Annotated in this window: 31 protein-coding genes and 1 pseudogene; 17 read left to right on the top strand and 15 right to left on the bottom strand. The window is 65.1% G+C overall.

Annotated features, from left to right (window positions below; genetic code table 11):
• Positions 1-150, top strand: a pseudogene (locus tag A3K89_RS26360) (IS30 family transposase); the annotation flags it as partial.
• An 18-nt stretch (positions 151-168) separates the two neighbouring features.
• On the opposite strand, the gene A3K89_RS14155 reads toward A3K89_RS26360, so the two are convergent.
• From A3K89_RS14155 to A3K89_RS14140, 4 genes are read right to left on the bottom strand one after another with little or no spacing between them, the layout of a single operon-like run.
• On the bottom strand, positions 169-915 hold the full coding sequence (locus A3K89_RS14155; protein ID WP_068427078.1) for an amino acid ABC transporter ATP-binding protein: 747 nt from the start codon (positions 913-915) through the stop codon (positions 169-171).
• Positions 912-2,396, bottom strand: coding sequence for an ABC transporter permease subunit (locus tag A3K89_RS25470; protein WP_084423797.1), 1,485 nt, complete (start codon positions 2,394-2,396; stop codon positions 912-914). The genes A3K89_RS14155 and A3K89_RS25470 overlap by 4 nt, the downstream gene beginning before the upstream one ends.
• A gap of 9 nt (positions 2,397-2,405) precedes the next feature.
• Positions 2,406-2,888, bottom strand: coding sequence for a RidA family protein (locus A3K89_RS14145; RefSeq protein WP_068427076.1), 483 nt, complete (start codon positions 2,886-2,888; stop codon positions 2,406-2,408).
• A gap of 1 nt (position 2,889) precedes the next feature.
• Positions 2,890-3,456, bottom strand: a complete 567-nt coding sequence (locus A3K89_RS14140; RefSeq protein ID WP_068427074.1) for a histidine phosphatase family protein — start codon at positions 3,454-3,456, stop codon at positions 2,890-2,892.
• A 77-nt stretch (positions 3,457-3,533) separates the two neighbouring features.
• Between A3K89_RS14140 and A3K89_RS14135 the strand changes: the two genes are divergently transcribed.
• Together A3K89_RS14135 and A3K89_RS14130 are read left to right on the top strand one after the other, a co-directional pair.
• Positions 3,534-4,709, top strand: coding sequence for an acyl-CoA dehydrogenase family protein (locus tag A3K89_RS14135; RefSeq protein WP_068427072.1), 1,176 nt, complete (start codon positions 3,534-3,536; stop codon positions 4,707-4,709).
• 10 nt (positions 4,710-4,719) lie between these two features.
• On the top strand, positions 4,720-5,817 hold the full coding sequence (locus tag A3K89_RS14130) for an acyl-CoA dehydrogenase family protein (protein ID WP_068427070.1): 1,098 nt from the start codon (positions 4,720-4,722) through the stop codon (positions 5,815-5,817).
• A 21-nt stretch (positions 5,818-5,838) separates the two neighbouring features.
• Here A3K89_RS14130 and A3K89_RS14125 read toward each other — a convergent pair whose 3' ends face one another.
• The 5 genes from A3K89_RS14125 to A3K89_RS14105 all read right to left on the bottom strand — a co-directional run bounded on the left by A3K89_RS14125 (position 5,839) and on the right by A3K89_RS14105 (position 8,412).
• A complete protein-coding gene (locus A3K89_RS14125; RefSeq protein ID WP_068427069.1) occupies positions 5,839-6,633 on the bottom strand; it encodes an alpha/beta hydrolase in 795 nt (264 codons plus the stop codon).
• A 42-nt stretch (positions 6,634-6,675) separates the two neighbouring features.
• Complete coding sequence (locus A3K89_RS14120) at positions 6,676-7,044, bottom strand: type II toxin-antitoxin system VapC family toxin (protein WP_068427067.1); 369 nt, start codon at positions 7,042-7,044, stop codon at positions 6,676-6,678.
• The gene (locus A3K89_RS14115) at positions 7,041-7,238 is read right to left on the bottom strand and encodes a type II toxin-antitoxin system VapB family antitoxin (RefSeq protein ID WP_068427065.1); all 198 of its coding nucleotides are present in this window, start codon (positions 7,236-7,238) and stop codon (positions 7,041-7,043) included. The genes A3K89_RS14120 and A3K89_RS14115 overlap by 4 nt, the downstream gene beginning before the upstream one ends.
• Before the next feature lie 38 nt (positions 7,239-7,276).
• Positions 7,277-7,639 carry a VanZ family protein gene (locus A3K89_RS14110; protein ID WP_068427063.1) on the bottom strand — a complete coding sequence of 121 codons (363 nt, stop codon included), beginning with the start codon at positions 7,637-7,639 and terminating at the stop codon, positions 7,277-7,279.
• Between the two features lie 149 nt (positions 7,640-7,788).
• Positions 7,789-8,412, bottom strand: a complete 624-nt coding sequence (locus A3K89_RS14105; protein WP_068427061.1) for a class I SAM-dependent methyltransferase — start codon at positions 8,410-8,412, stop codon at positions 7,789-7,791.
• Between the two features lie 131 nt (positions 8,413-8,543).
• Between A3K89_RS14105 and A3K89_RS14100 the strand changes: the two genes are divergently transcribed.
• Genes A3K89_RS14100 through A3K89_RS14090 form a run of 3 tightly spaced genes read left to right on the top strand, consistent with a single transcriptional unit; the run spans position 8,544 to position 10,616 of the window.
• Complete coding sequence (locus tag A3K89_RS14100; RefSeq protein ID WP_068427059.1) at positions 8,544-9,023, top strand: phosphoribosyltransferase; 480 nt, start codon at positions 8,544-8,546, stop codon at positions 9,021-9,023.
• Positions 9,020-9,523 (top strand): alpha/beta fold hydrolase, encoded by a 504-nt coding sequence (locus A3K89_RS14095; RefSeq protein WP_068427057.1) that lies wholly within the window; start codon positions 9,020-9,022, stop codon positions 9,521-9,523. Before A3K89_RS14100 ends, A3K89_RS14095 begins: the two co-directional genes overlap by 4 nt.
• Positions 9,524-9,533: 10 nt before the next feature.
• A complete protein-coding gene (locus A3K89_RS14090; RefSeq protein ID WP_068427055.1) occupies positions 9,534-10,616 on the top strand; it encodes a M20/M25/M40 family metallo-hydrolase in 1,083 nt (360 codons plus the stop codon).
• On the opposite strand, the gene A3K89_RS14085 is transcribed toward A3K89_RS14090, so the two are convergent.
• On the bottom strand, positions 10,577-11,602 hold the full coding sequence (locus A3K89_RS14085; RefSeq protein ID WP_068427053.1) for a LacI family DNA-binding transcriptional regulator: 1,026 nt from the start codon (positions 11,600-11,602) through the stop codon (positions 10,577-10,579). The two genes, A3K89_RS14090 and A3K89_RS14085, sit on opposite strands and share 40 nt — an antisense overlap.
• Positions 11,603-11,796: 194 nt before the next feature.
• Here A3K89_RS14085 and A3K89_RS14080 point away from each other — a divergent pair, with 194 nt between their 5' ends.
• The 8 genes from A3K89_RS14080 to A3K89_RS14045 are packed head-to-tail and all read left to right on the top strand — an operon-like array spanning position 11,797 to position 18,744.
• Positions 11,797-12,639, top strand: coding sequence for a BtpA/SgcQ family protein (locus tag A3K89_RS14080; RefSeq protein WP_068427051.1), 843 nt, complete (start codon positions 11,797-11,799; stop codon positions 12,637-12,639).
• 3 nt (positions 12,640-12,642) lie between these two features.
• Entirely contained in the window at positions 12,643-13,539 is an 897-nt protein-coding gene (locus A3K89_RS14075) for a carbohydrate kinase family protein (protein WP_068427049.1), read from the top strand.
• Positions 13,536-14,546 (top strand): substrate-binding domain-containing protein, encoded by a 1,011-nt coding sequence (locus A3K89_RS14070; protein ID WP_068427047.1) that lies wholly within the window; start codon positions 13,536-13,538, stop codon positions 14,544-14,546. The genes A3K89_RS14075 and A3K89_RS14070 overlap by 4 nt, the downstream gene beginning before the upstream one ends.
• Positions 14,546-15,304, top strand: a complete 759-nt coding sequence (locus A3K89_RS14065) for an ATP-binding cassette domain-containing protein (RefSeq protein WP_068427045.1) — start codon at positions 14,546-14,548, stop codon at positions 15,302-15,304. Before A3K89_RS14070 ends, A3K89_RS14065 begins: the two co-directional genes overlap by 1 nt.
• Positions 15,301-16,335: an ABC transporter permease gene (locus tag A3K89_RS14060; RefSeq protein WP_068427043.1), complete on the top strand. Its 1,035-nt coding sequence runs from the start codon at positions 15,301-15,303 to the stop codon at positions 16,333-16,335. Before A3K89_RS14065 ends, A3K89_RS14060 begins: the two co-directional genes overlap by 4 nt.
• Positions 16,332-17,360: a phosphotriesterase family protein gene (locus A3K89_RS14055; protein ID WP_068427097.1), complete on the top strand. Its 1,029-nt coding sequence runs from the start codon at positions 16,332-16,334 to the stop codon at positions 17,358-17,360. The genes A3K89_RS14060 and A3K89_RS14055 overlap by 4 nt, the downstream gene beginning before the upstream one ends.
• Before the next feature lie 8 nt (positions 17,361-17,368).
• On the top strand, positions 17,369-18,121 hold the full coding sequence (locus A3K89_RS14050; RefSeq protein ID WP_068427041.1) for a glutamine amidotransferase: 753 nt from the start codon (positions 17,369-17,371) through the stop codon (positions 18,119-18,121).
• Entirely contained in the window at positions 18,118-18,744 is a 627-nt protein-coding gene (locus A3K89_RS14045) for a TenA family protein (RefSeq protein WP_068427039.1), read from the top strand. Before A3K89_RS14050 ends, A3K89_RS14045 begins: the two co-directional genes overlap by 4 nt.
• A gap of 61 nt (positions 18,745-18,805) precedes the next feature.
• On the opposite strand, the gene A3K89_RS14040 is transcribed toward A3K89_RS14045, so the two are convergent.
• Positions 18,806-19,819, bottom strand: a complete 1,014-nt coding sequence (locus A3K89_RS14040; protein ID WP_068427038.1) for an NADPH:quinone reductase — start codon at positions 19,817-19,819, stop codon at positions 18,806-18,808.
• A gap of 117 nt (positions 19,820-19,936) precedes the next feature.
• Here A3K89_RS14040 and A3K89_RS14035 point away from each other — a divergent pair, with 117 nt between their 5' ends.
• On the top strand, positions 19,937-20,443 hold the full coding sequence (locus A3K89_RS14035) for a mycothiol transferase (RefSeq protein WP_068427036.1): 507 nt from the start codon (positions 19,937-19,939) through the stop codon (positions 20,441-20,443).
• A 4-nt stretch (positions 20,444-20,447) separates the two neighbouring features.
• On the opposite strand, the gene A3K89_RS14030 is transcribed toward A3K89_RS14035, so the two are convergent.
• Together A3K89_RS14030 and A3K89_RS14025 are read right to left on the bottom strand one after the other, a co-directional pair.
• Positions 20,448-20,951 (bottom strand): SRPBCC family protein, encoded by a 504-nt coding sequence (locus tag A3K89_RS14030; RefSeq protein ID WP_068427034.1) that lies wholly within the window; start codon positions 20,949-20,951, stop codon positions 20,448-20,450.
• The gene (locus A3K89_RS14025; protein ID WP_068427032.1) at positions 20,948-21,757 is read right to left on the bottom strand and encodes an SDR family NAD(P)-dependent oxidoreductase; all 810 of its coding nucleotides are present in this window, start codon (positions 21,755-21,757) and stop codon (positions 20,948-20,950) included. The genes A3K89_RS14030 and A3K89_RS14025 overlap by 4 nt, the downstream gene beginning before the upstream one ends.
• Positions 21,758-21,888: 131 nt before the next feature.
• On the opposite strand from A3K89_RS14025, the gene A3K89_RS14020 reads away from it, so the two are divergent.
• Complete coding sequence (locus A3K89_RS14020; protein WP_068427028.1) at positions 21,889-22,905, top strand: ABC transporter substrate-binding protein; 1,017 nt, start codon at positions 21,889-21,891, stop codon at positions 22,903-22,905.
• A gap of 4 nt (positions 22,906-22,909) precedes the next feature.
• Here A3K89_RS14020 and A3K89_RS14015 read toward each other — a convergent pair whose 3' ends face one another.
• Both A3K89_RS14015 and A3K89_RS14010 read right to left on the bottom strand, forming a co-directional pair.
• Positions 22,910-23,389 (bottom strand): GbsR/MarR family transcriptional regulator, encoded by a 480-nt coding sequence (locus A3K89_RS14015; RefSeq protein ID WP_068427095.1) that lies wholly within the window; start codon positions 23,387-23,389, stop codon positions 22,910-22,912.
• A 25-nt stretch (positions 23,390-23,414) separates the two neighbouring features.
• Positions 23,415-24,899: a cryptochrome/photolyase family protein gene (locus tag A3K89_RS14010; protein WP_068427024.1), complete on the bottom strand. Its 1,485-nt coding sequence runs from the start codon at positions 24,897-24,899 to the stop codon at positions 23,415-23,417.
• A gap of 203 nt (positions 24,900-25,102) precedes the next feature.
• On the opposite strand from A3K89_RS14010, the gene A3K89_RS14005 reads away from it, so the two are divergent.
• Positions 25,103-26,695: an alkaline phosphatase D family protein gene (locus tag A3K89_RS14005; protein ID WP_371828804.1), complete on the top strand. Its 1,593-nt coding sequence runs from the start codon at positions 25,103-25,105 to the stop codon at positions 26,693-26,695.
• The last annotated feature ends 26 nt before the right edge of the window (positions 26,696-26,721 follow it).

Here is a 26,721-nt window from a genome sequence, read left to right as displayed (position 1 = left end):
TACTTTCCCAAAGGCACCGATCTGTCCGTTCACTCCCCAGAACGGCTCGCCGAGGTCGAGGACCTACTCAACAACCGTCCCCGTAGGACCCTCGGATGGGATACTCCTCTGAAGGCATACGACAAGACGCTCGTTGCGATGACCGCTTGAGACCGCCTACATTCGCACTCACATGAGGATACGCTCCAGAAACTTCCTGGTCCTGGCTTCCGACGGATTCCGTAGGACCTTCGCCGGCGCACCCCGCTCGACGACGACGCCACCCTCGATGAACAACACGTCGTCGGCCACCTGTTCGGCGAAGCGGATCTCGTGTGTCACGACGACCATCGTCCACCCCTGCGCAGCAAGGCCTTTGATCACGGACAGCACTTCGCCCACCAGTTCGGGATCCAGAGCCGACGTCGGTTCGTCGAACAGCATCAGCTTCGGCTTCAACGCCAACGCCCGTGCGATCCCGACGCGCTGTTGCTGACCGCCCGACAGCTGAAACGGGTACTGGTCGGCTTTCTCGGCCAGACCGACTTGCTTCAGCAGCTCGCGTGCGTCGGCGATGGCGTCGTCCTTCGGCCGCTTCTGCACGATCACGGGACCCTCGATCACGTTCTGCAGCACCGTCTTGTGCGGGAAGAGGTTGTGCTGCTGGAACACCATGCCGCTCTGGGCACGGTAGGCGCGGAGCGATGTCGAGCTGACCGACGAGTTGAAATCGACCGTCACGTCACCGATCCGGATCATCCCCGCGTCTGCCGGATCCAACGCGTTCAACGCCCGGAGCACCGTCGTCTTACCCGACCCCGACGGCCCGATGACGACGGTCACCGTGCCTGTCGGCACCGAGAACGACACGTCCTTCAAGACTTCGTTGTCTCCGAACGATTTACGCAGACCCTGTACGTCGAGCAGATCGGTCATTTCGTCACATACCTGTCGAGTCGGACTTCGAGTTTGCCTTGGAAGAACGAGAGGATCATGCAGATGACCCAGTAGTAGATCGCCGCAACGCTGTACAGCGCGAAGAAGTCGAACGTCGGTGCCGCCGCGAGCTGTGCGACGCGCAGCAACTCGGTCACCAGAATGGTCGACGCGAGCGAGGTGTCCTTGAGCAACGAGATCAACGTGTTGGACAGCGGCGGGACGGCGGTACGTAATGCCTGCGGAAGAATGATGCGCTGCAACGACGTCCGATAGCCCATGCCGATCGTCTCGGCCGCCTCCCACTGGCCCTTCGGCACGCTGAGTATCGCGGCTCTGATCACCTCGGCCGCATAACCGCCGACGTTCAGACTGAATGCGACGACCGCAGCAGGGAACGGATCGATCACCACCCCGAGCTCGGGCAGCGCGTAGAACACGATGAACAGTTGCAGCAGCAGGGGAGTGCCGCGGATGATCGAGACGTAGAACCGCGCAACGGCAGACAAAGCCTTGTTCGACGAGATCCGCGCCAGGGCGACAGCGAGCGCGATCACCAGACCGATCACGAAGCTGATCGCGGTCAGCGGAATGGTCATCGTGACAGTGGCTTTCAGCATCGGCCACAGGTTGTCGAGAATCAGATCGAGTTTCGATCGGCCGTCCGACGCGGCCGCGTCGGACGTCGGCGCCTGTGTGTCCGCGGTGGGTGCGGCGACGTCGGAGCCGAAGTACTTCTCGGAGATCTGCGCAAGAGTGCCGTCGGCCTGCAACGTGTCGATGGCCGAATCGATCTCGTCCATCAGCCCGGTGTCCTTGCGGGCGACGAACGCCTGGTAGCTGGTGTCGCCGGTCTGGGCGGCGACCTTGACCCCGGTGTCGCCCGTCGTCTTCAGGTACTCGGCGATCGCGAGGCTGTCGTTGACGGTGGCGTCGACACGTCCGTCCTTGACGAGCGTGACGGCCTGAACGAATCCTTCGACGGCCTCGACGTTCGCACCCGCGTCGGAAGCGACTCCGGCCCAATTGCTCGTCGACGATTGTGCTGTCGTCTTTCCCGCGAGGTCGGCGGTGGAGGTGATCGACGTATTCGCTGCCGTCGTGAGAATTTCGCCCTCGGACACGGTGTACGGCTTGGACAGGTCGTAGGCGCCTTGTCGCTCGGGGTTGATCGTCACCTGGTTCGCGATCAGGTCGAAGCGCTGGGACTCCAGGCCGGCGAAGATCGAGTCGAACGGTGTCTGCACGAACTCGACGCGCACGCCCAATTCCTGCGCGACCGCGTTGACGACGTCGATGTCGTAGCCGGTCAGCTGTCCGTCGGAACCCTGGAAACTGAACGGACTGTAGGTCCCTTCGGTGCCGACGACGATGACACCCTTGTCCTCGATCTGTTCGAGCAACGGTCCCGACGACGATCCGCACCCGGCCACGGCCAGCAGCGCAGCGATGGCGGCCAGTAATGCAAACGCGCGCTTCATTGGGCCTCTCTAGCCGTCGATTTCGATCTCCGCCGATACAACCACGGCGTTGTTCATCGGTAGCGCAGCCACTCCGATCGCGGAACGCGCATGTGCTCCGATCTCGGGTCCGAACACTTGGACGATCAGGTCCGAGAAGCCGTTCATCACCGTCGTGGTCTGCGTGAATCCGTGGTCTGCGTTGACACTGCCGGAGACGGTGAGCCACGCGCTGATCCGATCGAGATCACCGATGGCGCGTTTGATGCTCGCCAACGCGGCCAACGCCGTGTCCCGGGCGGCGTCGGTGGCGTCGTCGACCGAGACCTCCGACGGGACGGCCCCGAACGGGCCCGCGAGGGTGCCGTCCGCGTGTTGCGGGGAATGGCCGGAGACGAAGACACGGCTGCCGCATACCCGAACCCACTCGAAAGCGAACTCGAATCCTTCGGGAGCCCGAGGCGGCTCGGGCAGCACGAACCCGAGTTCGTCGATTCGTCGTTCGATCTCCATGTCACCAGACCCTTCGAGCGGCTACACCGTTGATCGTCTCCACGGTCCATTCGGTCCCGTCGTGCGTCAGTGTCGACACACCACAGTTGAGAATGCGTGGTGACGCGACCCCGCGGATCGCGTCGAGTATCGCGCGAATGACCCCGCCGTGTGCGACGGCGATGACCGACTTGTCCGGATGCGTCGACGCGATCTCGTCGACGGCTCGCACACCGCGAACCATCAGGTCCCGGCGGGGTTCCAAGCCGGGATACATGCCGTGCGGCCACCGTGAGTAGGCGTCGTAATCGGTGAATCCCTCGGCCTCGCCGAAGTGACGTTCGGCGAGATCGGGGTACGTCGCCGTGCGTTCGATGCCGAGGTGCGTGCCGATGATGTCGGCGGTCTCGGCGGCCCGAGAGAGCGGCGAGCTCACGAGCAGGTCCCACTGGCGATCGTCGAGTTCGTACCCGGCTTCGCGTGCCTGCGCACGTCCCGTCGAGTTGAGCGGGATGTCCGAGCTTCCCTGCAGGCGTCCGTGCAGATTCCAGTCGGTTTCGCCGTGCCGCACCAGAGCCAGAAAAGTCATAGTTACTGCAGAATAGACCAGTTACCGGAGAGTACGGTCGAGGTGACAGCTGTGGTGCTAGAAGCGGAGGGACCAGAATGAATCTTGCCCTGACAGAAGAGGAAGCTGCGTTTCGTGACGAGATGCGGACGTTCTTCACCACCGAGATTCCCGCGGAGATCCGCGAGAAGAACAGGGTGGGGGTCGAGCTCACCAAAGAAGACGTGGTGACGACGATGCGGATCTTGAACGCGAACGGACTCGCTGTTCCGCATTGGCCGACGGAGTTCGGTGGACGGGATTGGACGGACGCGCAACGGCACATCTGGCTCGACGAGATGCAGCTGGCGTCGGTGCCGGAGCCGCTGACGTTCAACGCGTCGATGGTCGGTCCGGTCATCGCGACGTTCGGTTCGCAGGAACAGAAGGAGAAGTTCCTCCCGAAGACCGCGAATCTGGACATCTGGTGGTGTCAAGGGTTCTCCGAGCCGGAGGCGGGTTCGGATCTCGCGTCGTTGCGCACGACGGCTACCCGTGACGGCGACGACTACATCGTCAACGGCCAGAAGACGTGGACGACGCTCGGCCAGTACGCCGACTGGATCTTCGCTCTCGTGCGCACCAACCCGGATGCGCCCAAGAAGCAGGCGGGCATCTCCTTCCTGTTGATCGATCTGAAGACTCCCGGCATCACGGTCCGCCCGATCAAGCTCATCGACGGTAGCGTCGAGGTCAACGAGGTGTTCTTCGAGAACGTCCGCGTTCCGGCGGAAAACCTTGTAGGAGAAGAGAATCAGGGCTGGAGCTACGCGAAGTTCCTGCTCGGCAACGAGCGCACCGGCATCACCCGGCTCGGCCACACCAAGGTTGCTCTGGAAGAGGCCAAGAAGCACGCTGCGGCAACGAAACTCGGCACCGGCACGCTCCTCGACGATCCGCTGTTCGCCGCGCGCATCGCGGAACTCGAGAACGACATCGTGGCACTGGACATCACCCAGCTGCGGTTGGTGTCGGGTAGTTCGGACGGCAAGCCCAATCCGGCGTCGTCCATACTCAAACTGCGCGGATCCGAGCTGCAGCAAGCCGTCACCGAATTGCTGATGGACATCGCCGGCCCGGATTCGCTGCCGTACGAGGCGGGAGACGACATCGAGAGCGAGGGCTGGGCACAGCGATCGGTGCCCACGTACCTCAACTACCGCAAGGTGTCGATCTACGGCGGTTCCAACGAAGTGCAGCGTCAGATCATCTCGTCGACGATTCTCGGATTGTGAGGTTTCAGCCATGGATTTCGAACTGAACGAAGAACAGAAACTTCTCCGAGACACCACCCGTGAGGTGCTCGTCCGGGCGTACGACACGGAGAAGCGCAACAAGATCGTCGCCGACGACCCAGGCTGGTCGACCGACGTGTGGAAGCAGCTCGCCGAGGTCGGCCTGCTGGGGCTGAGTTTCTCCGAGGACGACGGCGGCATGGACGCGGGCCCCGTCGAGATCATGGCCGTCATGACCGAGGTCGGACGACGCCTGGCACCCGAGCCGATTCTCGACGCGGTGCTCGTCCCCGGCGGGTTGATCGCCGACGTCGGGAGCACGGATCAGCGGGGACGAATCCTACCGGGCGTGGCCGAGGGAACGACGCTGCTTGCGTTCGCGCACAACGAGACCGGCAGTCGCTGGCCGCACATCGACGTCACGGTGTCCGCGACCGAGGATGGCGGGTCCTGGGCGTTGAACGGGGTCAAGAATCCGGTTCCGCACGGCGCGAGTGCCGACCTTCTGGTCGTCAGTGCGGCGTTGCCCGGCGGTGGCGTCGGACTGTTCCTGGTCGACGGTGACGCACAGGGACTGACGCGCAAGGGGTATCGCACGCACGACGGTGGGCGTGCGGCACAGCTGTCGTTCTCGGACGTGGCAGCGGAACCGCTGGGTGAGGGCTCGGACGCGACCGATGCCATCGTCGCGTCGGAGGTGCGGGCGCAGGCTGCCCTGTGCGCCGAGGCCGTCGGCGCGATGGAAGAGGCATTGCGGTTGACGACGGATTATCTGAAGCAGCGCAAGCAGTTCGGCGTTCCGCTCGCGAAGTTCCAGGCGTTGACGTTCCGTGCGGCGGACATGTACGTGCTGCTCGAACTCGCACGCAGCATGTCGCTCTACGCAACGATGAATCTGGCCGACGGCGTCGTGGATCCCACGGTCGCGTCGCGGGCGAAGCTGCAGATCTCACGGTCGTCGCGCAAGCTGGGGCAGGAAGCGATCCAGCTGCACGGTGGAATCGGCGTCACCGCGGAATACCCGGTGGGACACTATGTTTCGCGGCTGGTGGCGATCGAGCACACCCTCGGCGGTGGCGACGAACACCTGCGTGTGTTGAGCGCCTGACGGCGCACGTGCGCTGAGCGCCTATGACGCCTGAATCACCAGATCGACGACGGCACCCGGGTTCGACACGAGAATCGCGTGCGACCCGGGTGCCTCGGTGATCTTCGCGCCGGCACGCTCGGCCATGAATTTCTCCGACGCCGGTGGAATAATCTGATCCTGCTGGGGGATCAGCGCCCAGCTCGGTGTGTCTGCCCACGACGGCGGCTCGCTCGGTTCGACAAGGGCCACCGCGGCGATGGACTTCTGTGTCGCAATCATCTTCGCGGCCTGTTCGTCGCTGACATCGGGCGCGAAATACTGCTTGAACAGCGTCGGCTCGATGAAGGAATCGACGTTCTTCCCGAGAATGTTGGACGAGTCTTCGACGACCTCGAGCCCGAGCACCGGCGGTAGTAGCGAGGTCAGTCCGAACCGGAACGGATCCAACGCCAGTGCAGCGGGTTCGCCGGCCGCCGGTACGAACGCGGCAACGTAGACCAACGATTCGACGTTCGGCGAATGCACGTTGGTGATGACGGTTCCGCCGTAGGAATGTCCGACGAGCACCACCGGCCCTGTAATGCCGTTCACGACCTTCTCGATCGCGTCGGAATCGAAGCCGGGTCCGCGCAGCGGATTGTCGGGGACGACGACGTCATAGCCGCGCGCGCGAAGGTCGCCGGCGACACCGTCCCAGCTGGAGGCGTCGGCGAAGGCGCCGTGCACCAGCACGACCGTCGGCAGATCCTGTGCGACGGCCGTGCCCGCGCCGAACGTCAGACTTGCGGCGATTGCTGTGGTGACGGCCGCGATCTTCGAGCGGGCGAACTTCATGGCGCACTTCCTCTCGGCTGGGGGCGTGCGTCTCAATCTAGATCACCCTGAGACAGTGCGGATTGCAAGAGCAGCGGCGGTCTTGCTCAACCTTCTGTCGCGTGTCCACAACTGGGCATCAGGCGTCAGCCTCGTTGCGGCGAGCAATTGGACGTCCACGAAGCCAATCCCTCGGCCGTACAGTCTTTCTCGTTCGATCATGGTGAAGAGTTCGGCGGGCTCGGCGACGGACGCCTGCGGAAGGTTCGTCAGCAACCCGAGAATTTCGGTCCGGTTGTGGAGGTTTCCCAGAGCAATTTCTCCAGTGACCCAGGGGTGAACGAGCACCACACCGATGGTCAAGTAGTGGGCGAGGTCGTCGTTTCCAGAACGAAGATGGTCTATCCAGATCGATGTATCGACCAGGATCACGCGGGTTCGCTTCGGCGGCGGGGGGTGTTGGTGAGGCCCGGCTCGGTGCCGCCGAGGCGTGCCAGTCTTCTGGCGCTTTCACGTTCGATCAGCGCGCCGAGAGCTTCCCTGACGAGCGCAGCTTTTTCCATGGTGCCGGTCAGGCGCTGAGCCTCGGCGACAAGATCGTCGTCAAGGGCAAGAGTGGTACGCATTCGTGTCTCCCGTCGTCGATCCTCACCACATGATGCCACTATTCGTGCCGCAGAGTGGGCTGCTGCCGGGAGCTTGTCGGAAGCGCTGCGGCAGCAATCAGCAACCCCGCACCAACTCCGAGCACATCGAACAGCGCGTCGTCCACGCCGCCGGTGCGGCCGAGGGGGAGGACGGCCTGCAAGATCTCCGACGCCACCGCGAACGCGACGATCCATGCTGCGGTTCGCGCCACCGAGATGCCCGCGAACCGCGACGAGTAGGCCAACGCGGTGAACAGGAGAAAGTGAATGATTTTGTCGCTGTGCTGAAACCCGCTGGGCACTCCCGACGCCGGCGTGAACAAGATGATCAGTGCAGCGGTCATCGAAATCGTCAGCGGGACGTAGTACTTCAGCGGCATTCGGTCCACTCTCGCCGCTACCCGACCGAATGTCACATCCGGTCACTCCGAGTGACCGGAAGGCCACATTCGCTCCGACCGGCCTCCGCCCGCCCCCGAGAGCGAGGGCGTCCCTCGCTCACTCCGAGTGACCGGATAGCCACATTCGGTCAGCTCGCGGCACGCCGTAGCAGCACCACCACATCCATTCGCTCGGCGGGAGTGCCGTCGGGATCGACAGCCGGACGCGGCCGGTCCTCGGCGACGACCGTCGTCCATTCCGCGTCGTCGAACAGAGACGTGATGGCGTCGACGTCGAACAACAGTTGACTGTGCTTGTGCTGCGACGCGAGGTGGTCGTTCGGGCTGTGTCCGACGATGAGCAGATGTCCACCGGGTGCGACGGCACGGCCGAAGCGCTGGAACGCGGGTCCGGTCTGGTGGGCGGGTAGCTGGAAGAAGTGAGCGGTGACGAGGTCGTATCGGCTCGTCGGCTCCCACTCGAGAAGGTCGCGGTGCAGCCATTCGATGTTCCGGTCGCCCTGCTCGTCGCGTGCTCGCTGCAGCGCGACCTCGGAGATGTCGGCGCCAGTGGTGGTCCAGCCGTGATCGGCGAGCCAGCGCGCGTCGCCACCTTCGCCGCTGCCGATGTCCAGTGCGCTGCCCGGCGTCAGCTTCGATACCTCGGTGACGAGGACGGGATTGGCGTTGCCGCTCCAGCGCTGCGCCTGCTCGGTGTAGAGGTTGTCCCAGAACGGCTGATCGAAGACGGGCTGCTGGTCGTGTGTGTGCATGTCACGAGAGTGCCAGTGAAATGCGGAATGCGCAACATGTTTTGCTGTATCGGCAAACCGGGCGTGAGTGGAAAGTTGCAACCTGGGCCAACTATGCGCGCACGGGTGCCGAAGGCGCCATAATCGCCACCATGAGCGAACCCGCGCGCGAAGTCTTGACCTGGGAAGCGTTCGGCGCCGCGTCCCGCGAGCTGACCGAGAAGATCGTCGACGACGGATTCGTCCCGGACATCGTCATCGCCATCGCTCGCGGTGGCCTCATCCCCGCGGGCGCGATCGCCTACGCGATGGGCGTCAAGGCCGCGGGGACGCTGAACGTCGAGTTCTACTCCGACATCGAGGAGACGCTGCCGGACCCGATCGTGCTCGAGCCGCTACTGGACACCGATGCCGTCGTCGGCAAGCGGCTTCTCGTCGTCGACGATGTCGCCGATTCCGGGCGTACGCTCGCCCTCGTCGTCGAACTGTTGAAGAAACACACCGACGAGGTGAAGTCGGCGGTCATCTACACGAAACCGCGGTCCATCGTCGCCCCCGACTTCTCGTGGCGTGAAACGGACCGGTGGATCAACTTTCCGTGGTCGACCCTGCCGACCATTTCGAAATCATGAGTGCGCGACTGCTTTTCGTTCACGGCGCCGGGGGATACCTCGACGACAGGCCGCTGGCCGACGGCATCGGCGAGCTGCTCGGTCTCGAGACGGACATGCCGGAATTCTCCGGCGAGGACATGTCCTTCGAAGGATGGGCGACGCCCCTTCGTCGCAGGCTGGACGCGCTCGGTCCCGACGACCGTGTCGTCGCACACTCTTTCGGCGCGTCGATTCTGGTACGCGTTCTGGCGGAAGAGCCGCGACCTCTTCGCACGGCCGTCGTGCTCGCGATGCCGGACTGGTCGCCGCGCGGTTGGGACGTGCCGGACTATGCGCTCGGGGACGCCGAGCCCGAAACCGTTCTGTCGCTGCATCATTGCCGCGACGACGACGTCGTACCGTTCGATCATCTCGCGCTGAACGCCGCAGCCCTGCCGTCGGCCCGTGTCACCGTTCATGCGACGGGTGGACACCAATTTCTCGGCCTCGAGAACGGTATTGCCGACGACATCCGGTAGAACTGACGACATGGACTCGACCGGACTGCTCCAGGAACTCGTCGCCCGACGGACCGTGTCGGGCGACCCGGATCCGCAGCGGCTGACCATGGAGACCGTTGTGTCCGTGGTGAAGTCGAAGGTAGGCACCGTGGACGTCCAGGGTGAACCGGACGGCGCGCACCCTTGGTTGTTGCTCACCAACGATGCACCGCCGTCGGCGACACGACTCGTGTTCGCATGCCACGTCGACACGGTGCCACCCGGTGACCTCGTGCACTGGGAGTTCGATCCGTTCGCCGCATCGGTCGAGAACGGTCTACTGCACGGCCGGGGTACGTCGGACATGAAGGCGGGACTCGTCGCCGCGACGGCTGCAGTGATCGACGCGGCCGAGCGCGGTATCCCGATCGCGCTGCTGCTGACGAGCGACGAGGAAATCGGGTCGCTCGGAGCGCAGGCGGCCCGGCATGCCGTTGCCGACTGTTCGGTGGGTGCCGTCATCGTTCCGGAGGCGACCGGGAACGGTGTGCACCTCGGACATCGTGGCGCGTTGTGGCTCGACGTCGCGACGAAAGGCGTTGCTGCGCATGGAAGTACGCCGCAGAAAGGCGAGAGCGCCATCATGAAGCTGGTCGACGTGCTGGCCCGTGCGCGCACCGAACTCCCTCTCGCAGAAGACCCGTTCCTCGGCGCCGAGACGTTCAACGTCGGCACGATCGGCGGCGGTTCGGCTCCGAATATCGTGCCCGACGCGGCGCAGGTGATCGTCGACCATCGCACCGTCGGAACCGGAGAGAACCTGCTCGCCTGGTGGCGCAGTCAGCCGGAGGTCCACAGCGTCGAGGCGCGGATCGACCTCCCGGGCGTGCGGACGCCTTCCGGCGATCCGTGGGTGCGCTCGCTGGCCACCGCTGTCGCCGACGGCCCGGTCACGTACTTCACCGACGCGTCGATTCTGGCGGCTGCCGCGCCGTCGGCCCCGATCGTGGTCTGGGGCCCGGGAACTCCCGCCTTGATGCACGCCGCGAACGAGAGCGTCTCGCTCGCGGAGGTCGACGCCGCCGCCCGGGCCTACACCGCGGTGGCGCGTGCCTGGCCGACGGTCGACTGACGTACTACCAGTTCGGGTTTCAGTGCGATGTGCGCGGCGCCGGTGACGGTGTCGTTCATCGCCTGATCCAACAGACGGGCGGCCTCGATCGCAATGCGTTCCTGGGGTTGACGCACCGTCGTCAGCGGGGGACTGCTGAGTGCCGAGAACGGGATGTCGTCGAAGCCGGTGACCATGACGTCGCCGGGTACGGACAGTCCGAGGGCGCTGCACGACTGCAGAACGCCGAGCGCGATCAGATCGTCGGCGCACACCACGGCGTCCGGGCGAGAGTCGTTGTCCAAGATGGTATGTGACGCCGCCCGTCCCCATTCGATGGAGTACGAGCCGAGGAGCGTCCACTCTTCGCGCGTCTCGATTCCTACCCGCGCGGCGTGGCGGAAGAACCCTGCTCTGCGTAGCTCGGTGGACGAGTTGGTCAGTGTCGAACTGATGAAGGCTGCGGTCCGCACACCCAGGGAGTCGAGATGGTCCATGACGAGTGCTTGCGCGGCATCGTCGTCGACGCCGACCCAGTCCGTGTGCGTGTCCTTGGCGAAGCGGTCGAGTTGCACGACCGGGAGCGCCTTCGCGCTCGTGCGCACGGCCTCGGCGGAACGCGCTCCGTGGCACGGGCTGATGATGATGCCGTCGACCTGACGGGACACCAGACTGCGCAGTCGCTGCGCTTCGACGTCCGGGTCGGAGCGTGAATCGCACAGGAACAGCTGGAGGCCGCGCTGCGACAGTACGTGTTCGACGTTCTCCACGAGCGAGGTGAAGAACGGGTTGGCGATGCTCGGCACCACCATGCCGACGGTGTCCGTCCTGCTGCGACGGAGCGAGCTGGCGATGATGTTGCCCGAATAGCCGAGGTCGTCGGCGGCTTTCCGAATGGTTCGGGCCAGCTCGTCCGAGACCGGTCGGGAGCCGGACAGCGCTCTCGACACGGTTGCCGTCGAGACGCCTGCACGCTCTGCGACGTCGCGGATGGTTGCCTTGCGCATTCGTCTCCTTTCGAGTGCGAGATCAGCGAACCGACGGGTCTGGAAGACCCTGGGTAACACAATAGAGGCAATCGTTTACATAAACGACTCGAGAAATCCTTGACACAACCAGGTGTCGATCGCCTACGGTGCATGTACGCAAGGCAATCGATTACATCCGAACGTTCCGCAGTTCAGTCCAAGGAGCAGTTTTCGTGAGTACGTCCTCGCTGGGAGTCTTCCCGGCAAAGCCGTCGGCGCTGGCCGAGATGTTCACCGGCAGCCCGTCCCTCATCGGCGCGATTCACCTTCCGGCGTTGCCCGGGAGCCCGCACTACAAGGGCATGCCGGTATCCGAGATCGCAGCCTTCGCCGTGGAGGAGGCCCACGCCTACATCGACAACGGATTCGACGGGGTCATCGTCGAAAATCATTGGGACATACCGTTCCTCAAGCCCGGTGAACATGGATACGAGACCGCGGCCAGCATGGGCGTCGTGACGGCGGCTGTCGTGGGCGAGTTCGGCAAGAGCGTCGGCGTCTCCATCCTGTCGAATGCGGGTGAATGCGGTGTCGCCGCAGCGTGGGCCGCAGGTGCCAGTTTCGTTCGCGTCAACCAGTGGGCCAACGCCTACGTCGCCAACGAGGGATTCATCGAGGGTCAGGCTGCCAAGACCACCCGATTCCGCCATCGCATCGGCGCCGATCCGGTGCGGATCTTCGCGGATGTGCACGTCAAGCACGGTGCGCACGCCATCGTCGCCGACCGCACCATCGCGGAGCAGACCGAGGATGCCGAATTCTTCGACGCCGACGTGCTCATCGCGACCGGTTCGCGCACCGGCGACGCCGCCTCCGTCGACGAGGTGTCACTGATCAAGTCGAACACCGTTCTGCCCGTCATCATCGGGTCCGGCATCACCGCCGAGAACGTCGCGACGTTGATGAAAGAGTGCGACGGTGCGATCATCGCCTCGTCCGTCAAGGAGAACAGCCGCTGGTGGGGCCGCGTCGCAGGCGACAAGGTCCGTACCCTGGCTCGTGCGGCGGGCAAGTAAGTCATGATCGTCTTCTGCGGATACGCCAACAACGATGTGACAGTGCAGGTTCCGCATGTACCCGTGCTCGGTGAGCGTGTCCAGGCCACGTCGATCGTCTCTATCGACGGCGGCATGAACGCCAACGCCGCGGTGTCGGCCGCACGGATGGGCGCGCGGGTCTTCTTCGCGGGTGCCGTCGGGCCGGACGTGCGGTCGACCGAGTTTCTCGAGAATCTCGAACGGGGCGGCGTCGACACCAGTTGGGCGCCGCGCGACGCGTTCCTGTCGACGGCCGTGGTTCTCATCGCCGACGGTGGGGATCGCTCGATCATCAGCCAGGACGACGCCAACGACGCGGGCCGGATCGCCGCGGTGATACGGAGAATCGCAGACGCAGGTGGTGGACGGTTGTTCGTCGACGGCTACCGAGCGGCGTTCCTTCCCGAACGTCTGCCCGACGGCGTCGACGTCGCAATCGATCTCGACGGGTGCGAGGATCGCGACGCGGCGCTGCGTGCCTTCGCGCTCGCCGATCACGTCATCGTCGGGCGCAGCCTGTGGGAGCGGGCCTTCGGCATCGACGACGCCCGATCCGCCGAGCTGGCCTCGCAGCACGACACCTACCTCGTCCTCACCGACGGCGAGCGGGGCTGGAGCCTCGTGACCCCTACCGGCGAGGTCACCACCGAACCTGCTGTTCAGGTCGACGTCATCGATGCCGTCGGCGCCGGAGATTGCTTCTGCGGCACCTATATCGCCTTCGTCGACGCGGGAACACCTCCTGTCGACGCGGCACGTCTCGCCGGTGCCTCCGCCGCGTTGGCCTGCGCGACCGCCGGCCCGCGCGGCTGCCCGACTCGCACCGAACTGCTCGCCTTCATGAACCACAGCTCACTCGACCTCCAGGAGATCCCATGATGAAACGCGCTCTTCCGCTCGTGGTCGGCGCCGCACTGGCGCTGTCACTCACCGCCTGCGACTCGGCGTCGTCCAGCGACACGGGCGACGGCTCGACCGCAGCGGCGTCCATCCCGGAGCCCAGCCGCGTCGCCGAAGCCTGCGAAGGCAAGAACGGCACGTTGAAGGTCGGTCTCGTGACGATCAACCTGCAGGCGCTGTTCTTCAACCAGATCAACACTGCTGCACAGAAGATCGCCGATCGGACCGGCGTCGACCTGCAAATCATCAGCGGCAACGACGACTCGGTCACGCAGGCCAACGCGTTCGACAACCTGATCGCCTCCGGTGTGGACGCGATCATCGTCGACGCGATCGACACCGACGGCATCAAGCCGTCGATCGTCAAGGCAGACGCGGCCGGCATCCCCGTCGTCGCCGTCGATGCCGTCGTCGACGACCCTGCTCTGTCGACCCAGGTCGGAACGGCCAACGAGGAGGGTGGTAAGCAGATCGGCGCGACCCTCACCGAGATGTCCGGCGGCACAGGCACAGTCGGAATCGTCGGTGCGTTGAACAGTACCGTCCAGCTCGAGCGTCAGAAGGGCTTCACCGACACCGTGTCCGCCGCGGGCATGACCGTCGGAACCGTCGTCGACGGCCGGAACATCCAGGAGAACGCGCAGGCCGCGGCCGAGAACTTGCTGACCGGCAATCCCGACATGGAGTACGTCTACGCGACCGGTGAGCCCGCGCTGATCGGACTGGTCGCCGCGGTGAACAGCCAGAACGCACAGGATCGTGTCCAGGCCGTCGGCTGGGATCTGTCCGACCAGGCCGTCAGCGCACTCAACGCAGGCTGGCTGAAGGGGGTCGTGCAGCAGAACACCTTCGAGTTCGGCTACGAAGCCATGAACGCCGCCATCGACCTCGGCTGCGGCCGCGAGGCGCCCGCCGACATTCCGGTTCCGACGCAGATCGTCACCCCGGACAATGTCGACGACTACCTCTACTACCTGGAGAAGTGATGGCACCTACGAGCGCGCCGTTGATCGAACTGTCCGGGATCACCAAATCGTACGGCCCGGTGAAATCCCTACGCGGAGTCGATCTTCGACTGTCCAAGGGGGAAGTACTCGGGGTCGTCGGAGACAACGGCGCCGGCAAGTCGACGCTCATGAAGATCCTTGCCGGCGCCGTCCAACACGACGGTGGCGAAATGCGAGTGAACGGCGAGCCGGTGAAGTTCTCGACGCCGCTCGACGCGCAACAGAAGAAGATCGGCATCGTCTACCAGGATCTGGCGCTGTGCGACACGCTCGACGTCGCCAGCAATCTGTTCCTCGGGCGCGAGCCGCGGAAGGGCCCGTTCCTCGATCGCCACGGCATGCATTCCAAGGCCGCCGAGATCCTGGCCGACCTGCACGTCAAGGTGAAATCGACGTATCAGGAGATCGGTCAACTGTCCGGTGGACAGCGCCAGACCGTCGCCATCGCGCGTGCCGTGTCGTTCCGACCCGACGTACTCATCCTCGACGAGCCGACGGCCGCGTTGGCCGTCGCCGAGGTGGAATCGGTGCTGAAGCTGATCACCGACGTCGCAGCACAGGGGGTCGGCGTCATCCTGGTGACGCACCGACTGCAGGACCTCTTCCGGGTCTGCGACCGCATCACCGTCATGTACGAGGGTGAGAGCGTCGACGACGTACCCATCGGCGATCTGAACATCGAGTCGCTGGTCGGGCTGATCACCCGCACACCTGTTCCGCAGGGAGGACAAGCATGATCACCATCGACAAGAGCGCGCAGCCGTCCGTGAGCACGCTCGCGGCCAGGCCCACGTTCTGGCAGTCGCTGAACAAACCGACGCTCGCGATGCTGGCCGTCACCGTTGCTGTGGCACTGGTGTTCTCGGTGACGACGTCGTCGTTCCTGACCTTCACCAACATCTCGAACCTGGCGACGCAGATCGCGCCGGTGCTCATCATCGCGGTGGCGATGACGTTCGTGATCACGACGGGGCAGATCGACCTGTCGGTCGGTGCGACGGTCGCATTCGTCGCCGCGATGAGCGCCGAACTGATCCAGGCGGGTGTCGATTCGTCGATCGTGTTCGTCGCCGCTCCGCTGATGGGGGCGGCGTGGGGTTTGGTCAACGGTTGGCTCGCGGCGTATCAAGGCATTCCGCCGTTCATCGTCACGTTGGCGACACTGTCGATCATTCGCGGTATCGCGCTGTACCGCACCGAGGGATTCTCGGTCCCGATCACGCCGGACACGTACTTCGCGAAGCTCGGCACCGCGTCGTGGCTGGGCTTCTCGGCGAGTGCTTGGATCGCGTTGATCGTCGTCGTGATCGGTGCTGTCGCGTTGAACCGCACGAGGTTCGGACGCTACGTCACCGGAATCGGTTCCAACGTCGAGTCGGTGCGACGCTCGGGCGTCAACACCCGTCGCGTCCTGATGATGACGCTGGTGTTCACCGGCCTCGCTGCCGGCATCGCCGGTCTGCTCATCGCAGCGCGTCTCGGATCGGGATCGGCCAACTCCGCCAACGGATTCGAGCTCACGGTCATCACGGCCGTCGTTCTCGGTGGTACCAACCTGTTCGGTGGCCGCGGCACCGTCGTCGGTACGGTCATCGGTGCGGTGCTGACCGGCATCATCGCCAACGGCCTCACGCTGCTGGGTGTCAGCCCGTTCCTGACGCCGATCATCACCGGAATCGTTCTGCTGGTCGCGATCTGGATCAACATGCGCGGCCATTCGCTGGCGCAGCTGTGGAAGCACCTGCAGAGCGCACCGGGCGGACAGTGAGAATACAGACGGTCACCGGCCCGATCGACTCGTCCGAGCTCGGTCTCGTTCTGCCGCACGAACACCTGCACAACGACGCATCGGTGGCGTACAGCGAGTCCTCCGACCCGCGTGTCGCCGAAATTCTGCAGGGGCAGGTCAGGGCCGAGGACGCGTGGCTGCTGCACGACAACCCGTACCACAGCCTCGACAACTGCCGGGTCGACGACGCGGCGGCCGTGCTCGACGACCTGAAAGCGTTCGCGGACAACGGCGGAACGACGGTCGTCGATCTGACCCCGCCGGGAATCGGTCGTCGACCGGAGATTCTGGCCGAGTACTCGGCGGCGTCGGGAGTCCGCGTCGTGATGGGCTGCGGTTGGTACCTGGAATCCACGCACCCGGCCGAGGTCGAGGAACTCGGCGTCGACATGCTGGCGGCGTCGTTGATCGAGGAGTTCGCGCCCGGTGACCGCCCGAGTCCCGGCGTGATCGGCGAGATCGGTGTCTCGCCGTGGTTCACGCCCAACGAGGCCAAAGCGCTGAGGGCGGCGTGTGTGGCCCAGCGGGAAGTGAACGTCCCCCTGTTCGTTCACCTTCCGGGCTGGAAGCGGTACGGCCACGACGTCCTCGACATCGTCGTCGACGAGATGGGCGTCGACCCGGGTTCGGTGGTGTTGTGCCACATGGACCCGTCGGGCAACGACCCCGAATATCAGTGTTCGATCGCCGACCGTGGCGTGTACCTCGAATTCGACATGATCGGAATGCCGTTCGAGTTCCCGGGTGAAGGGCAATCGCCGTACCCGGCAGAGACGGCACTCGCGATCCAGGGTCTGGTCGGCGGCGGCTATCGCACGCAGTTGCTGCTGAGCCACGACCTGTTCCTGAAATCGATGCTCCGCAAGCACGGTGGCAACGGATTCACCTATGTACCGGTCTCGTTCGCCGCACGATTGGTGCGCGGCGGAATGGAACCGGAGCACGTGTCCTCGCTGATGCGAGACAACCCCAGGGCGCTCTTCGAGCACGCCGGAAAAGGATAGAGAGTTTCATGGGCAAGAAAGTTCTGATCGCAGGCGAAAGTTGGATGACGACGTCCACGCACGTCAAGGGCGTCGACGAGTTCACCGTGCATTCGTACGTCGAGGGTGTCGGGCCGCTGAAGGACGCGCTGACCTCGCGCGGCCACGACGTCGTGCACATGCCGGCCCACCTGGTGCCGACGCAGTTTCCGGGTACGGCCGAGGCGCTCGCCGAGTTCGACGTCGTCGTGCTGTCGGACATCGGCGCCAACTCGATTCAGTTGGCGCCGGGGGTGTTCGACCGTTTTCAGCCCGGTGAGGATCGTCTCGCCGCGTTGCGTGACTGGGTTGCCGGCGGTGGCGCGTTGATGATGATCGGCGGGTATCTGTCGTTCTCCGGTTTCCAGGCTCGCGGTGCGTTTCGCCAGACCGCGTTGGCCGACGCGCTGCCGGTCACGATGCTGCCCGAGGACGATCGCGTCGAAACTCCCGCGGGCATGGTGCCGCAGGTCGACGACCCGTCGCACGCCGCACTCGGTGGCGCAGGGACGGAATGGCCGGGACTGCTCGGGTACAACCGCGTCGTCGCGAAGGACGGTACCGCCGTGCCCGCGACGATCAACGGCGACCCGCTCGTCGTGGCGGGGGAGTACGGCACGGGCCGTTCGGTGGTCTTCACGTCGGACTGCTCGCCGCACTGGGCGCCCCCGGAGTTCTGCGAGCAATGGGCGGGGTACACCGACCTGTTCGACGGCCTGATCACGTGGGTAGCGGGGGAATGAGTCGCGCGGCCGCGTTGGTAGAGCGTCACCAGGTGGCTCTCGCGGAGTCGCGCGCGGTGACGTTCATCGCCGAATCGATCGCGGGAACACTGTCGGACAACGGTTTTCGACGATATCTGGTGATCGAGGAGGCGTTCGTGCTGACGGCCGTGCGCATCCTCGGTCTCGTGGTGGCGGAGTCGGAGTCGTTGGACGACGCCCGCGACCACGTCGTGTCGATGTCCAACCTCGTCGGCGAGCAGCGTGACTACTTCGCCGATCTACGCGAGAAGTTCCCGTACGACGGCGATGTCGACGCGCTGGTGGCCGAGTCGTCGGTGCTGTCGAGGTATGCATTGGGTCTGGCGCGTGAGCACGGACGAGCCGCAGCGCTCGTCGGGATGTTCGCGGCCGAGACGCTGTACCTGTCGTGGTGCCGTGAAGCGCTCGCGTCGGACGTCGAACGTGAACCGGCACTGCAGGATTGGATCGTCATGCACACCGAGCCTGCGTTCGTCGCGCAGGTGGAGGCGTTGGCGCGTGAGGTCGATGCACTGCCCGCACGTATCGACGACGCCACCCTCGACGACTGGTTCTCCGGGATGTTGCAGGCGGAGAACCAGTTTCACGGGGTGGCGGCATAGCCTCACGTGCGTGGGAATGTATAGCCCGCTCTACATTCCCACGCACGTGGGCCGAAGGCCCCTAGATGTCGATCAGCACCTTGCCGACGGCACCGTTCTCGACGGCGTCGTGTGCGGCCGCGGTGTCCTCGAGCGGATACCGGTGCAGCGGAAGGCCCGCCGCCTCGCCGACTTCGAGGACGCCTGCCCGTGCTGCCTCGCTCACGTCCTCCTGCGCAGCCTTCAACGCCTGGTCGCCGACGGTGTACAGCAGCACGAACTGGTAGCGTGCGTTCGAAATCATGTGCGGCCGGATGTCGAGAGTGAAGGCGTCGCCGCCGTTGTTCGCGTACACCGCGATCGATGCACGGTTGCCGGCGACAGCTGCGTTCAACTTCGCGTTCTGCGCGGGCGCGACCTCGACGATCAGGTCGACACCCTCGGGCGCGATCTTCTTGATCTCGGCCTCGGCGTCACCGGTCTTGTAGTTCACGACGTGATGAGCGCCTGCCGCGGTGGCGAGTGCACCCTTCTCGGGGCTGCTGACGGTTGTCACGACGGTCGCGCCCGACCACCGCGCCAACTGAATCGCCGCATGTCCGACGGCCCCTGCTCCACCCGCGACCAGTACGGTCTTGCCCTGCAGCGCACCGGGGTGCAGACGCGTCGGCCCGTCCTCGGACACCGTCAACGCGCGGTGCGCGGTCATGGCAGGCACGCCGAGGCTGGCGCCGACGTCGAAGGACACCTCGGAGGGCAGCCGCACCACATGCTCGGCGAGAACGACCGTGTACTCCTGCGCGGTGCCCGTCGGCCGTTGGTGCTGGGAAAGATAAAGCCACACGCGATCGCCGACGGCCAGACCTTCGACGCCCGGTCCCGCCGCGTCGACGATTCCGGCTCCGTCCTGGTTCGGTACGACCTCGTCGAATCCGAGGGAGCCGGTGGCGCCGGTGCGGTTCTTCCAGTCGGTCGGATTCACGCCGGACACGACGACCTTGACCCGGACTTCACCCGGACCGGGCTCACCGGGCTCTCGCTCGACGAGGTTCAGTACGGAGGACGGTCCGGTCTCGGTATACGCAATTGCCTTCATTCTCTGTGCAACGGGCGTCGCGGTGATGAAAATTCCGAACGTGGGTATTCGCTTCGCACCCGGTCCAGAGGCGAACTAACCGCGCACGGGTGGCGAAGCCGCACAGAAGGAGCCCCGATGAATCATGCCGCTGTACTCGTCGACGCGTTCGAACGCATCAAGGGCGTCGTCCACGACACTCTCGACGACATTCCGGACCAGGCTCTTTCCTTCCGTCCGGATTCCGACGCCAACACGGTCGCGTGGTTGATCTGGCATCTCACGCGCGTGCAGGACGATCATGTCGCCGGCGTCGCGGGCAGTGAGCAGGTCTGGACGGCGGACGGCTGGCACGAACGGTTCGCGCTTCCCTTCGACGCCGGCGACATCGGGTACGGACAGAGTTCCGACGACGTCGCGGCCGTCACGAGCAGCGCGGAGTTGCTCCGCGACTACCACGACGCCGTCCACGCCAGGACGAAGGCGTACGTCGAGTCGCTGACCGCGGAGGACCTCGATCGCGTCGTCGACGACAACTGGGATCCGCCGGTCACCCTCGGTGTTCGCCTGGTGTCGGTGGTGTCCGATGACCTTCAGCACGCGGGGCAAGCGGCGTACGTCCGAGGACTCTTCTCGCGAGCGTAGGTCGCTAGCTCGTCGTCGCGTATGCCTTCTGCAGGTTGTCCAGCGTCTTCTGGATGTTGCGACGCTGGAACTGCGGGAACGTCCTGCCGCGGGTGACGATCTTGTCGAACACGAGGGCAGCGACGTCGGGCCACTTTCGGCGGTCGTCGGTCCACGTCTCGGTGACCTTCGTTCCGCCGTCGACGGATTCGAAGTCGTAGCGCCACGTGGCGTTCGCGGCATTCAGGCGAGGCTTCTTCACGCCGATCGCGTGGACGCGAAATTCGAACGCCTTGCCGGGATCGGCGACGGTGACCGTGCAGCGGGTCACCCACGTCGCGCCGCCGCGCTTGTTCCGGCCCACGAAGTGCATTCCGACGTAGGCGGCGTCGCGTGGGTCGGTCACGACGGCTCCGAGATTCTCCGGACTCCAGTCGCCCATCTTCGTGGGATCGCTGATGGCGGCGTACAGGGTGTCCGGATCGGCGTTCACCACGACGCTGTCCGAGACGGCCATCTCACGGGTCATCGTCCCCTCCGAAGTCCGGGATGGTTGCGAGCGAGGATGGGCACCAACAGCTTTCGGGGCGTCACCGCGGCGAACACCGACGCGACGCGGTTGACGGTCCCCGGAATCGCGACCATCCGGCCCTTGGCCATACCGTCGACGCCGGTCTTGGCGACGACGTCGGCGGGCATCCACATGACCGACGGCAGTGCGGCTTCGGCGTCCTCCTTCGAGAAACCCGCTGCTTCACCGAAGCCGGTGTCGACCGGGCCGGGGCACAGGGCAGTCGCGGTGACGCCCGTGCCGTTCAGCTCTCCGGTGAGGCTCTGTGTGTAGGACAGAACGAACGCCTTGCATGCGCCGTACCCGGCCTGACCGGGGAGGGGCTGGAACGCGGCGGTCGACGCGACATTGAGGATCGCGCCGCGTCGTCGCGACGTCATGCCGGGAAGGAACCGGCTGCACAGGTCGACGACGGATGCGACGTCGACCTCGATCATGTTGAGCTCCGCCTCGGGATCGGACGCAGCGACGGGCCCGAGCGTGGACAGTCCCGCGTTGTTGACGAGGATGTCCGGCGTCAGGCCGAGTGCTTCGATGCGGCCCAGCAAAGCCGCGCGATCGGACCGCTTCGACAGGTCTGCGGCCAGCACGTGCGCTGAGTCGCCGAGTTCGGCGGCCAACGCGGCCAACTTGTCCTCGCGCCGCGCGACGAGGGTGACGCCATGACCACGCCGGGCGAGTTCGCGGGCGATCTCTTCACCGATGCCCGACGACGCGCCGGTCACCACCGCCGTGCGATCGGGGCCTGGCTTGGGAAGGCTCATGGGACCACCGTACGTGCATCGAAGTTTCACGGAATTTGAAATTTCAGAGTAGGTAAGCCTATGGTAAACCGCCTGTGAGCAGAAATGTATAGAGGGCTATACATTCGCGCTCACCTAGCGAAAGGGCTTCGATGCGACACCTCCCTCTCCGGCGCACCGCGATGCTGTCCGGCTTCCTGGCTGCAGCCCTGGTCGTCGCGGGGTGTAGCTCGTCGACCGACGACACCACCGCGGACGCGTCGGGCAGCGAATTCGAGACGGTGACGATCGATTCCGCGCTCGGCCAAGCCGTCATCAGCGAGAAGCCCGAGCGCATCGTCACCCTCGGCATGGGGTCCGCCGAGACCGCCATCGCGCTGGGCACCGTGCCCGTCGGTATCGAGGAGTACCAGTGGGGGAGCGACGACACCGGCTATCTTCCGTGGATTCACGATGCAGTCGCCGCCGACGAGCTACCCGAACAATTCACCGGTGGAACGGAATTGAACATCGAGGCCGTCCTCGCGCTCGATCCCGACCTCATCCTCGCACCGTGGTCCGGCATCACGCAGGAGCAGTTCGACGCGCTGAACGACTTCGCTCCCGTCGTCGCGTACGAAGAGCAGCCGTGGACCATCACGTGGGAAGACCAGATCTACGTCATCGGCAAGGCCATGGGTGAGGAAGCCAAGGCCGCCGAGGAGATCGAGAAGATCAAGAGCCAGTTCGCCGACGCCACCGCCGCACATCCGGAGTACAAGGACGTCACGTTCTCGTACATCTACAACACCGGGCCCGCGACGCTCGGTGTGTTCCTCGCCGAGGAGCAGCGCGTCGCGATGGTGCGTGCACTCGGCCTGGAGGTCGACCCCGTCGTCTACACGCTGGACGAGACCGAGGGCACCGACTCGGCGGTCATCGGGCTCGAGAACGCGAATCTGCTGAACGATTCGGATCTGATCTTCACGTTCTACTCGGACGCCGAGAACCGCGCGGAGACCGAAGCCCAGCCCGCCTACAACCAGATTCCGGCCATCGGGCGTGGGTCCGTCGTTGCACCGACCGAGCAGCCGTTCGTGACCGGGTCGTCGATCATCAACCCGCTGACCGTGCCGTGGGCACTCGAACGCTACGTGCCGATGATCGACGAGGCCGTCGGGAAGCTGTAGTGCGTCAGCGTCCGTCCCGTTCCTCCTTGAACCGAGTCCACTCGCTGCGGAGCATGCGGTTGTCGATGATCCATCCCATGTAGTCGCGCATGTTGAGGACACGGAGGTAGGCCGGACCGTTCGGGTCGGCGTACTTCAATGCCTCGGTCGCGAGCGCGCGTTGGTTCTCGAGGTAGGCGTGCTCGTTCTCGAGAAAGCCGCCCCACACGTCGGAATCCATGACGTAGTAGTGCATCCGGTCTCTCGGCCGCCGCACCTGTTTCACGAACCCGCGTGCGATGAGGCGTCGGATGTAGTTGGACACCGATCCGCGGGAGGTGCTCAGCGCCTCTGCGAGCTGAGCGGCGGTGACGCCGGGTGATTCGTCGACGAGCAGGTAGCCCATGATCCGACCCTCGATGCGCGACGCGCCGCCGGACTGCCAGTAGTCGGCGAAGCGTTCGACGAACCAGTCGGGGAACGCTTCTTCACTGGGTCCCGACATGTTCGGTGATTCTGCCACGGGCCGTTCAGTACACCTCGCGCTGGCGCTCCTGTTCGAGCACCTGATCCAGGTCGGCCAGCCGGTTCATCGACGACACCTGCCTCGCCGTTCGGTGGTTCTGTGCCAACCGATCTCGGTGCTTGTGTACGAACGCCCAGTATCCCGCGGTGAACGGACAGGCATCCGTGCCCAGTCGTTTCTTCGGGTTGTATTCGCATCCGCCACAGTGATCGGTCATGCGGTTCAGATACGCGCCGCCCGACGCGTACGGTTTCGTCGCGATCAGACCGCCGTCCGCGTGTTGGCTCATGCCGATGACGTTGACGGGCATGACCCATGCGAAACCGTCGACGAACCGCGTCGCGAACCATTCGGTCAGCGCTTTCGGGTCGTAGCCGCGCTGCAACGCGAAGTTGCCGAGGATCATCAGTCGCGGAATGTGATGGACCCACCCGCGGTCGCGGAGCTCGGACAGAGTGTGCGACAGGCACGCCGCGACCGGTTCGTCTCCGTGCAGATCGTCGAACCACTCCGGTAGTGGTTCGTGAGCGTTCAGCTCGTTCCTGTCGAGATACTCGGGACCGAAATGCCAGTACAGGTGCCACACGTATTCGCGCCACCCGAGGATCTGACGGACATAGCCCTCGGCCGACGACAGAGGCGCGTCGCCGTTGCGCCAGGCTTGTTCGACGGACTCCGCGACGTCCAGAGGCTGCAGCAGCCCGAGATTCAACGGCACCGACAGCAGCGAGTGAGCCATCGTCCAGTCGTCGGTCATGACGGCGTCCTCGTACTTGCCGAAGTCCGGAAGACGGTAGGAAACGAAGTGCTGCACCGCTTTTCGTGCTTCGTCCGCGGTGACGGCGAACACCCGCGGGCCGTCCTCGCCCACGGTGTCGAGTTCCATCTCGTCGAGGTCGGTGCGGACCTGCTCGTCGATCTCGTCTTCCTCGGGCCACCACGGTGCGTCGACGCCGAGCGTGACGCGCTTCTTCGGCGGCGGCTCGCGGTTGTCCTCGTCGAGATTCCACCGTCCGTCGACGGGTTCGTCGCCCTTCATCAGGACGTCGAAGCGCCTGCGCTGATCGCGATAGAACGTCTCCATCAGAAAGTGAGTGCGATTTCCGGCCCATACGGCGAAATCGCCGCGGCTGAGCGCGAACATCGGCGTCGGCAGCACGTCGACGACGAGGCCTTCCTCGGACAACGTCTCGACGAAACGCTCTGCCGAGTGCGACGTGGGTTCGAACACGAGGACGGGCCTGCCGAACTCCTCCAGCGCGTCCCGGTAGGTCTCGGTGCGCAGGTAGGTCGCGCGGTCGCCCAGTTCGTCGGCGAGATGACGCATCCCCGACAGCACCAGATGCAACTTCTGGCGATGGAACCGTCGTCGTCGTAGAACGCGGGCGCTCTCGACCAGCAGAACATCCCGATGTCCGTGCTCTTCCGTCGAATGGAAATGCGGCCCGAGTTGATCTCCGAAGAGCCACAGCGGATCGGAGGATGTCATGGACCGGAGAGTGCTCGGATCGATACCTCGGCAAACCTCGCCGTGTATCTCCGGTGAACTTTCGAGCCCGGTGGCCAGGTCGACTTGACCACGCGCCGAAGTTCGAATGAACTAGCTCGGTGCGCGACAGACAAGGTGTGTCCAGGCGGGGATTTCTGCGCTCGTCATCGGTAGCGATCGCGGCGGCTGGAGCAGCATCGGCGATGCCTGCCGTCGCCTACGCGCAGGGAACGGAGTTCGTTCCGTTCCAGCACGGCGTCGCGTCCGGGGATCCGACGCCGGATGCAGTCGTCCTGTGGACGCGCGTCACACCGGGTCCCGACGCCACTCCTGGGTCCGGGCTCGGTCCGGCGACGACCGTTCGGTGGCGCGTGGCCACCGACCGCGAACTGACGATGCTCGTGCGCAGCGGCACGGTCGTCACCGACGTCGCCAGCGACCACACCGTCAAGATCGACGTCGACGGCTTGTCTCCCGCGACGACGTACTACTACTGCTTCGAGATCCAGACGGGCGAGGCGGCCGGGACGCAGTCCGCCGTCGGAACCACGCGCACCGCGCCGAGCAACGACGCCGACCTCGAACGGGTTCGTTTCGGTGTCGTCTCGTGCTCGAACTGGGAATCGGGCTTCTTCGCCGCGTACCGGCATCTCGCGGATCGACGGGACCTCGACGCGATCATCCACCTGGGCGACTACATCTACGAGTACGAGACAGGCGGCTTCGCAGGCAAGAACGGCGTTGTGCGGCAACACGATCCGGTCCACGAAATCGTCAGCCTCGACGACTACCGAATCCGCCACGGCCAGTACAAGAGCGACCCCGACCTGATGGCGGCTCACCTCGGAGTGCCGTGGATCTGCACGTGGGACGACCACGAGAGCGCCAACGACGCGTACGACGGCGGCGCCCAGAACCACCAGCCCGAGACCGAGGGGCCGTGGGCCGAACGCAAGGCCAATTCGGTGCAGGCCTACTACGAGTGGATGCCGGTCCGCGCCGCCGGAACACCGCAGAACCGTCACCTGTATCGACGGCTGCGTTTCGGCAACTTGCTCGAGCTGTCCATGCTCGATCTGCGCACCTATCGGTCGCAGCAGGTCTTGCCGTTCCAGGGTGGCGACGTCGACTCCCCGAACCGCACCATCACCGGCAAGGACCAGATGGAGTGGCTGACGGAAGGCATCGTGTCGTCGCCGACGCGGTGGAAGATCGTCGGCAACCCCGTCATGATCACCCCGGTTCTGCTGCCGCCACTCGAGAGCGAGGCCGCGCGCGGTCTGACGGCTCTGCTGAACATCCCGGAGGGCGGACTGCCCTACAACGCGGACCCGTGGGACGGCTACACGGCCGACCGCGCGCGTCTGCTCGGCGCGATAGCGGACAACGGAGTCACGAACACCGTCTTCATCACCGGTGACATCCACTCCGCGTGGGCGTGCGACATTCCGCAGGACGCGTCGCGCTACTTCGAGACGGGCGGCGTCGCCACCGAGCTGGTCGTGACGTCGGTGACGTCGGCGAACATCGACGATCTGACCAAGACGCCGCCGCACACCCTCGGCCGCGTCGCCGAATCCGCGCTCATGACGTTGAACCGGCACATTCGCTACGTCGACCTCGACAGCCACGGCTTCGGAGTGTTCGAGGTGACGCCGACGGGCGTGCAGATGGATCACTGGTACCTCGACGCCAAGGAAGACCCGCTGACCCGCGTGTACTGGGGTGCGGGTTTCACCGTCGCCGACGGGGTTGCCCGGGTCGAGCCTGCGCCCATGCCGGTTCGGGCGGACTGAAACACCCTGCTGTCCGACCGAATGTC

This window comes from Rhodococcoides kyotonense (genome assembly GCF_001645385.1).
Lineage (GTDB): Bacteria > Actinomycetota > Actinomycetes > Mycobacteriales > Mycobacteriaceae > Rhodococcoides > Rhodococcoides kyotonensis_B.
Note: the sequence above shows the minus strand (reverse complement) of the source record. Positions and strands in the feature narration are given on the sequence as shown.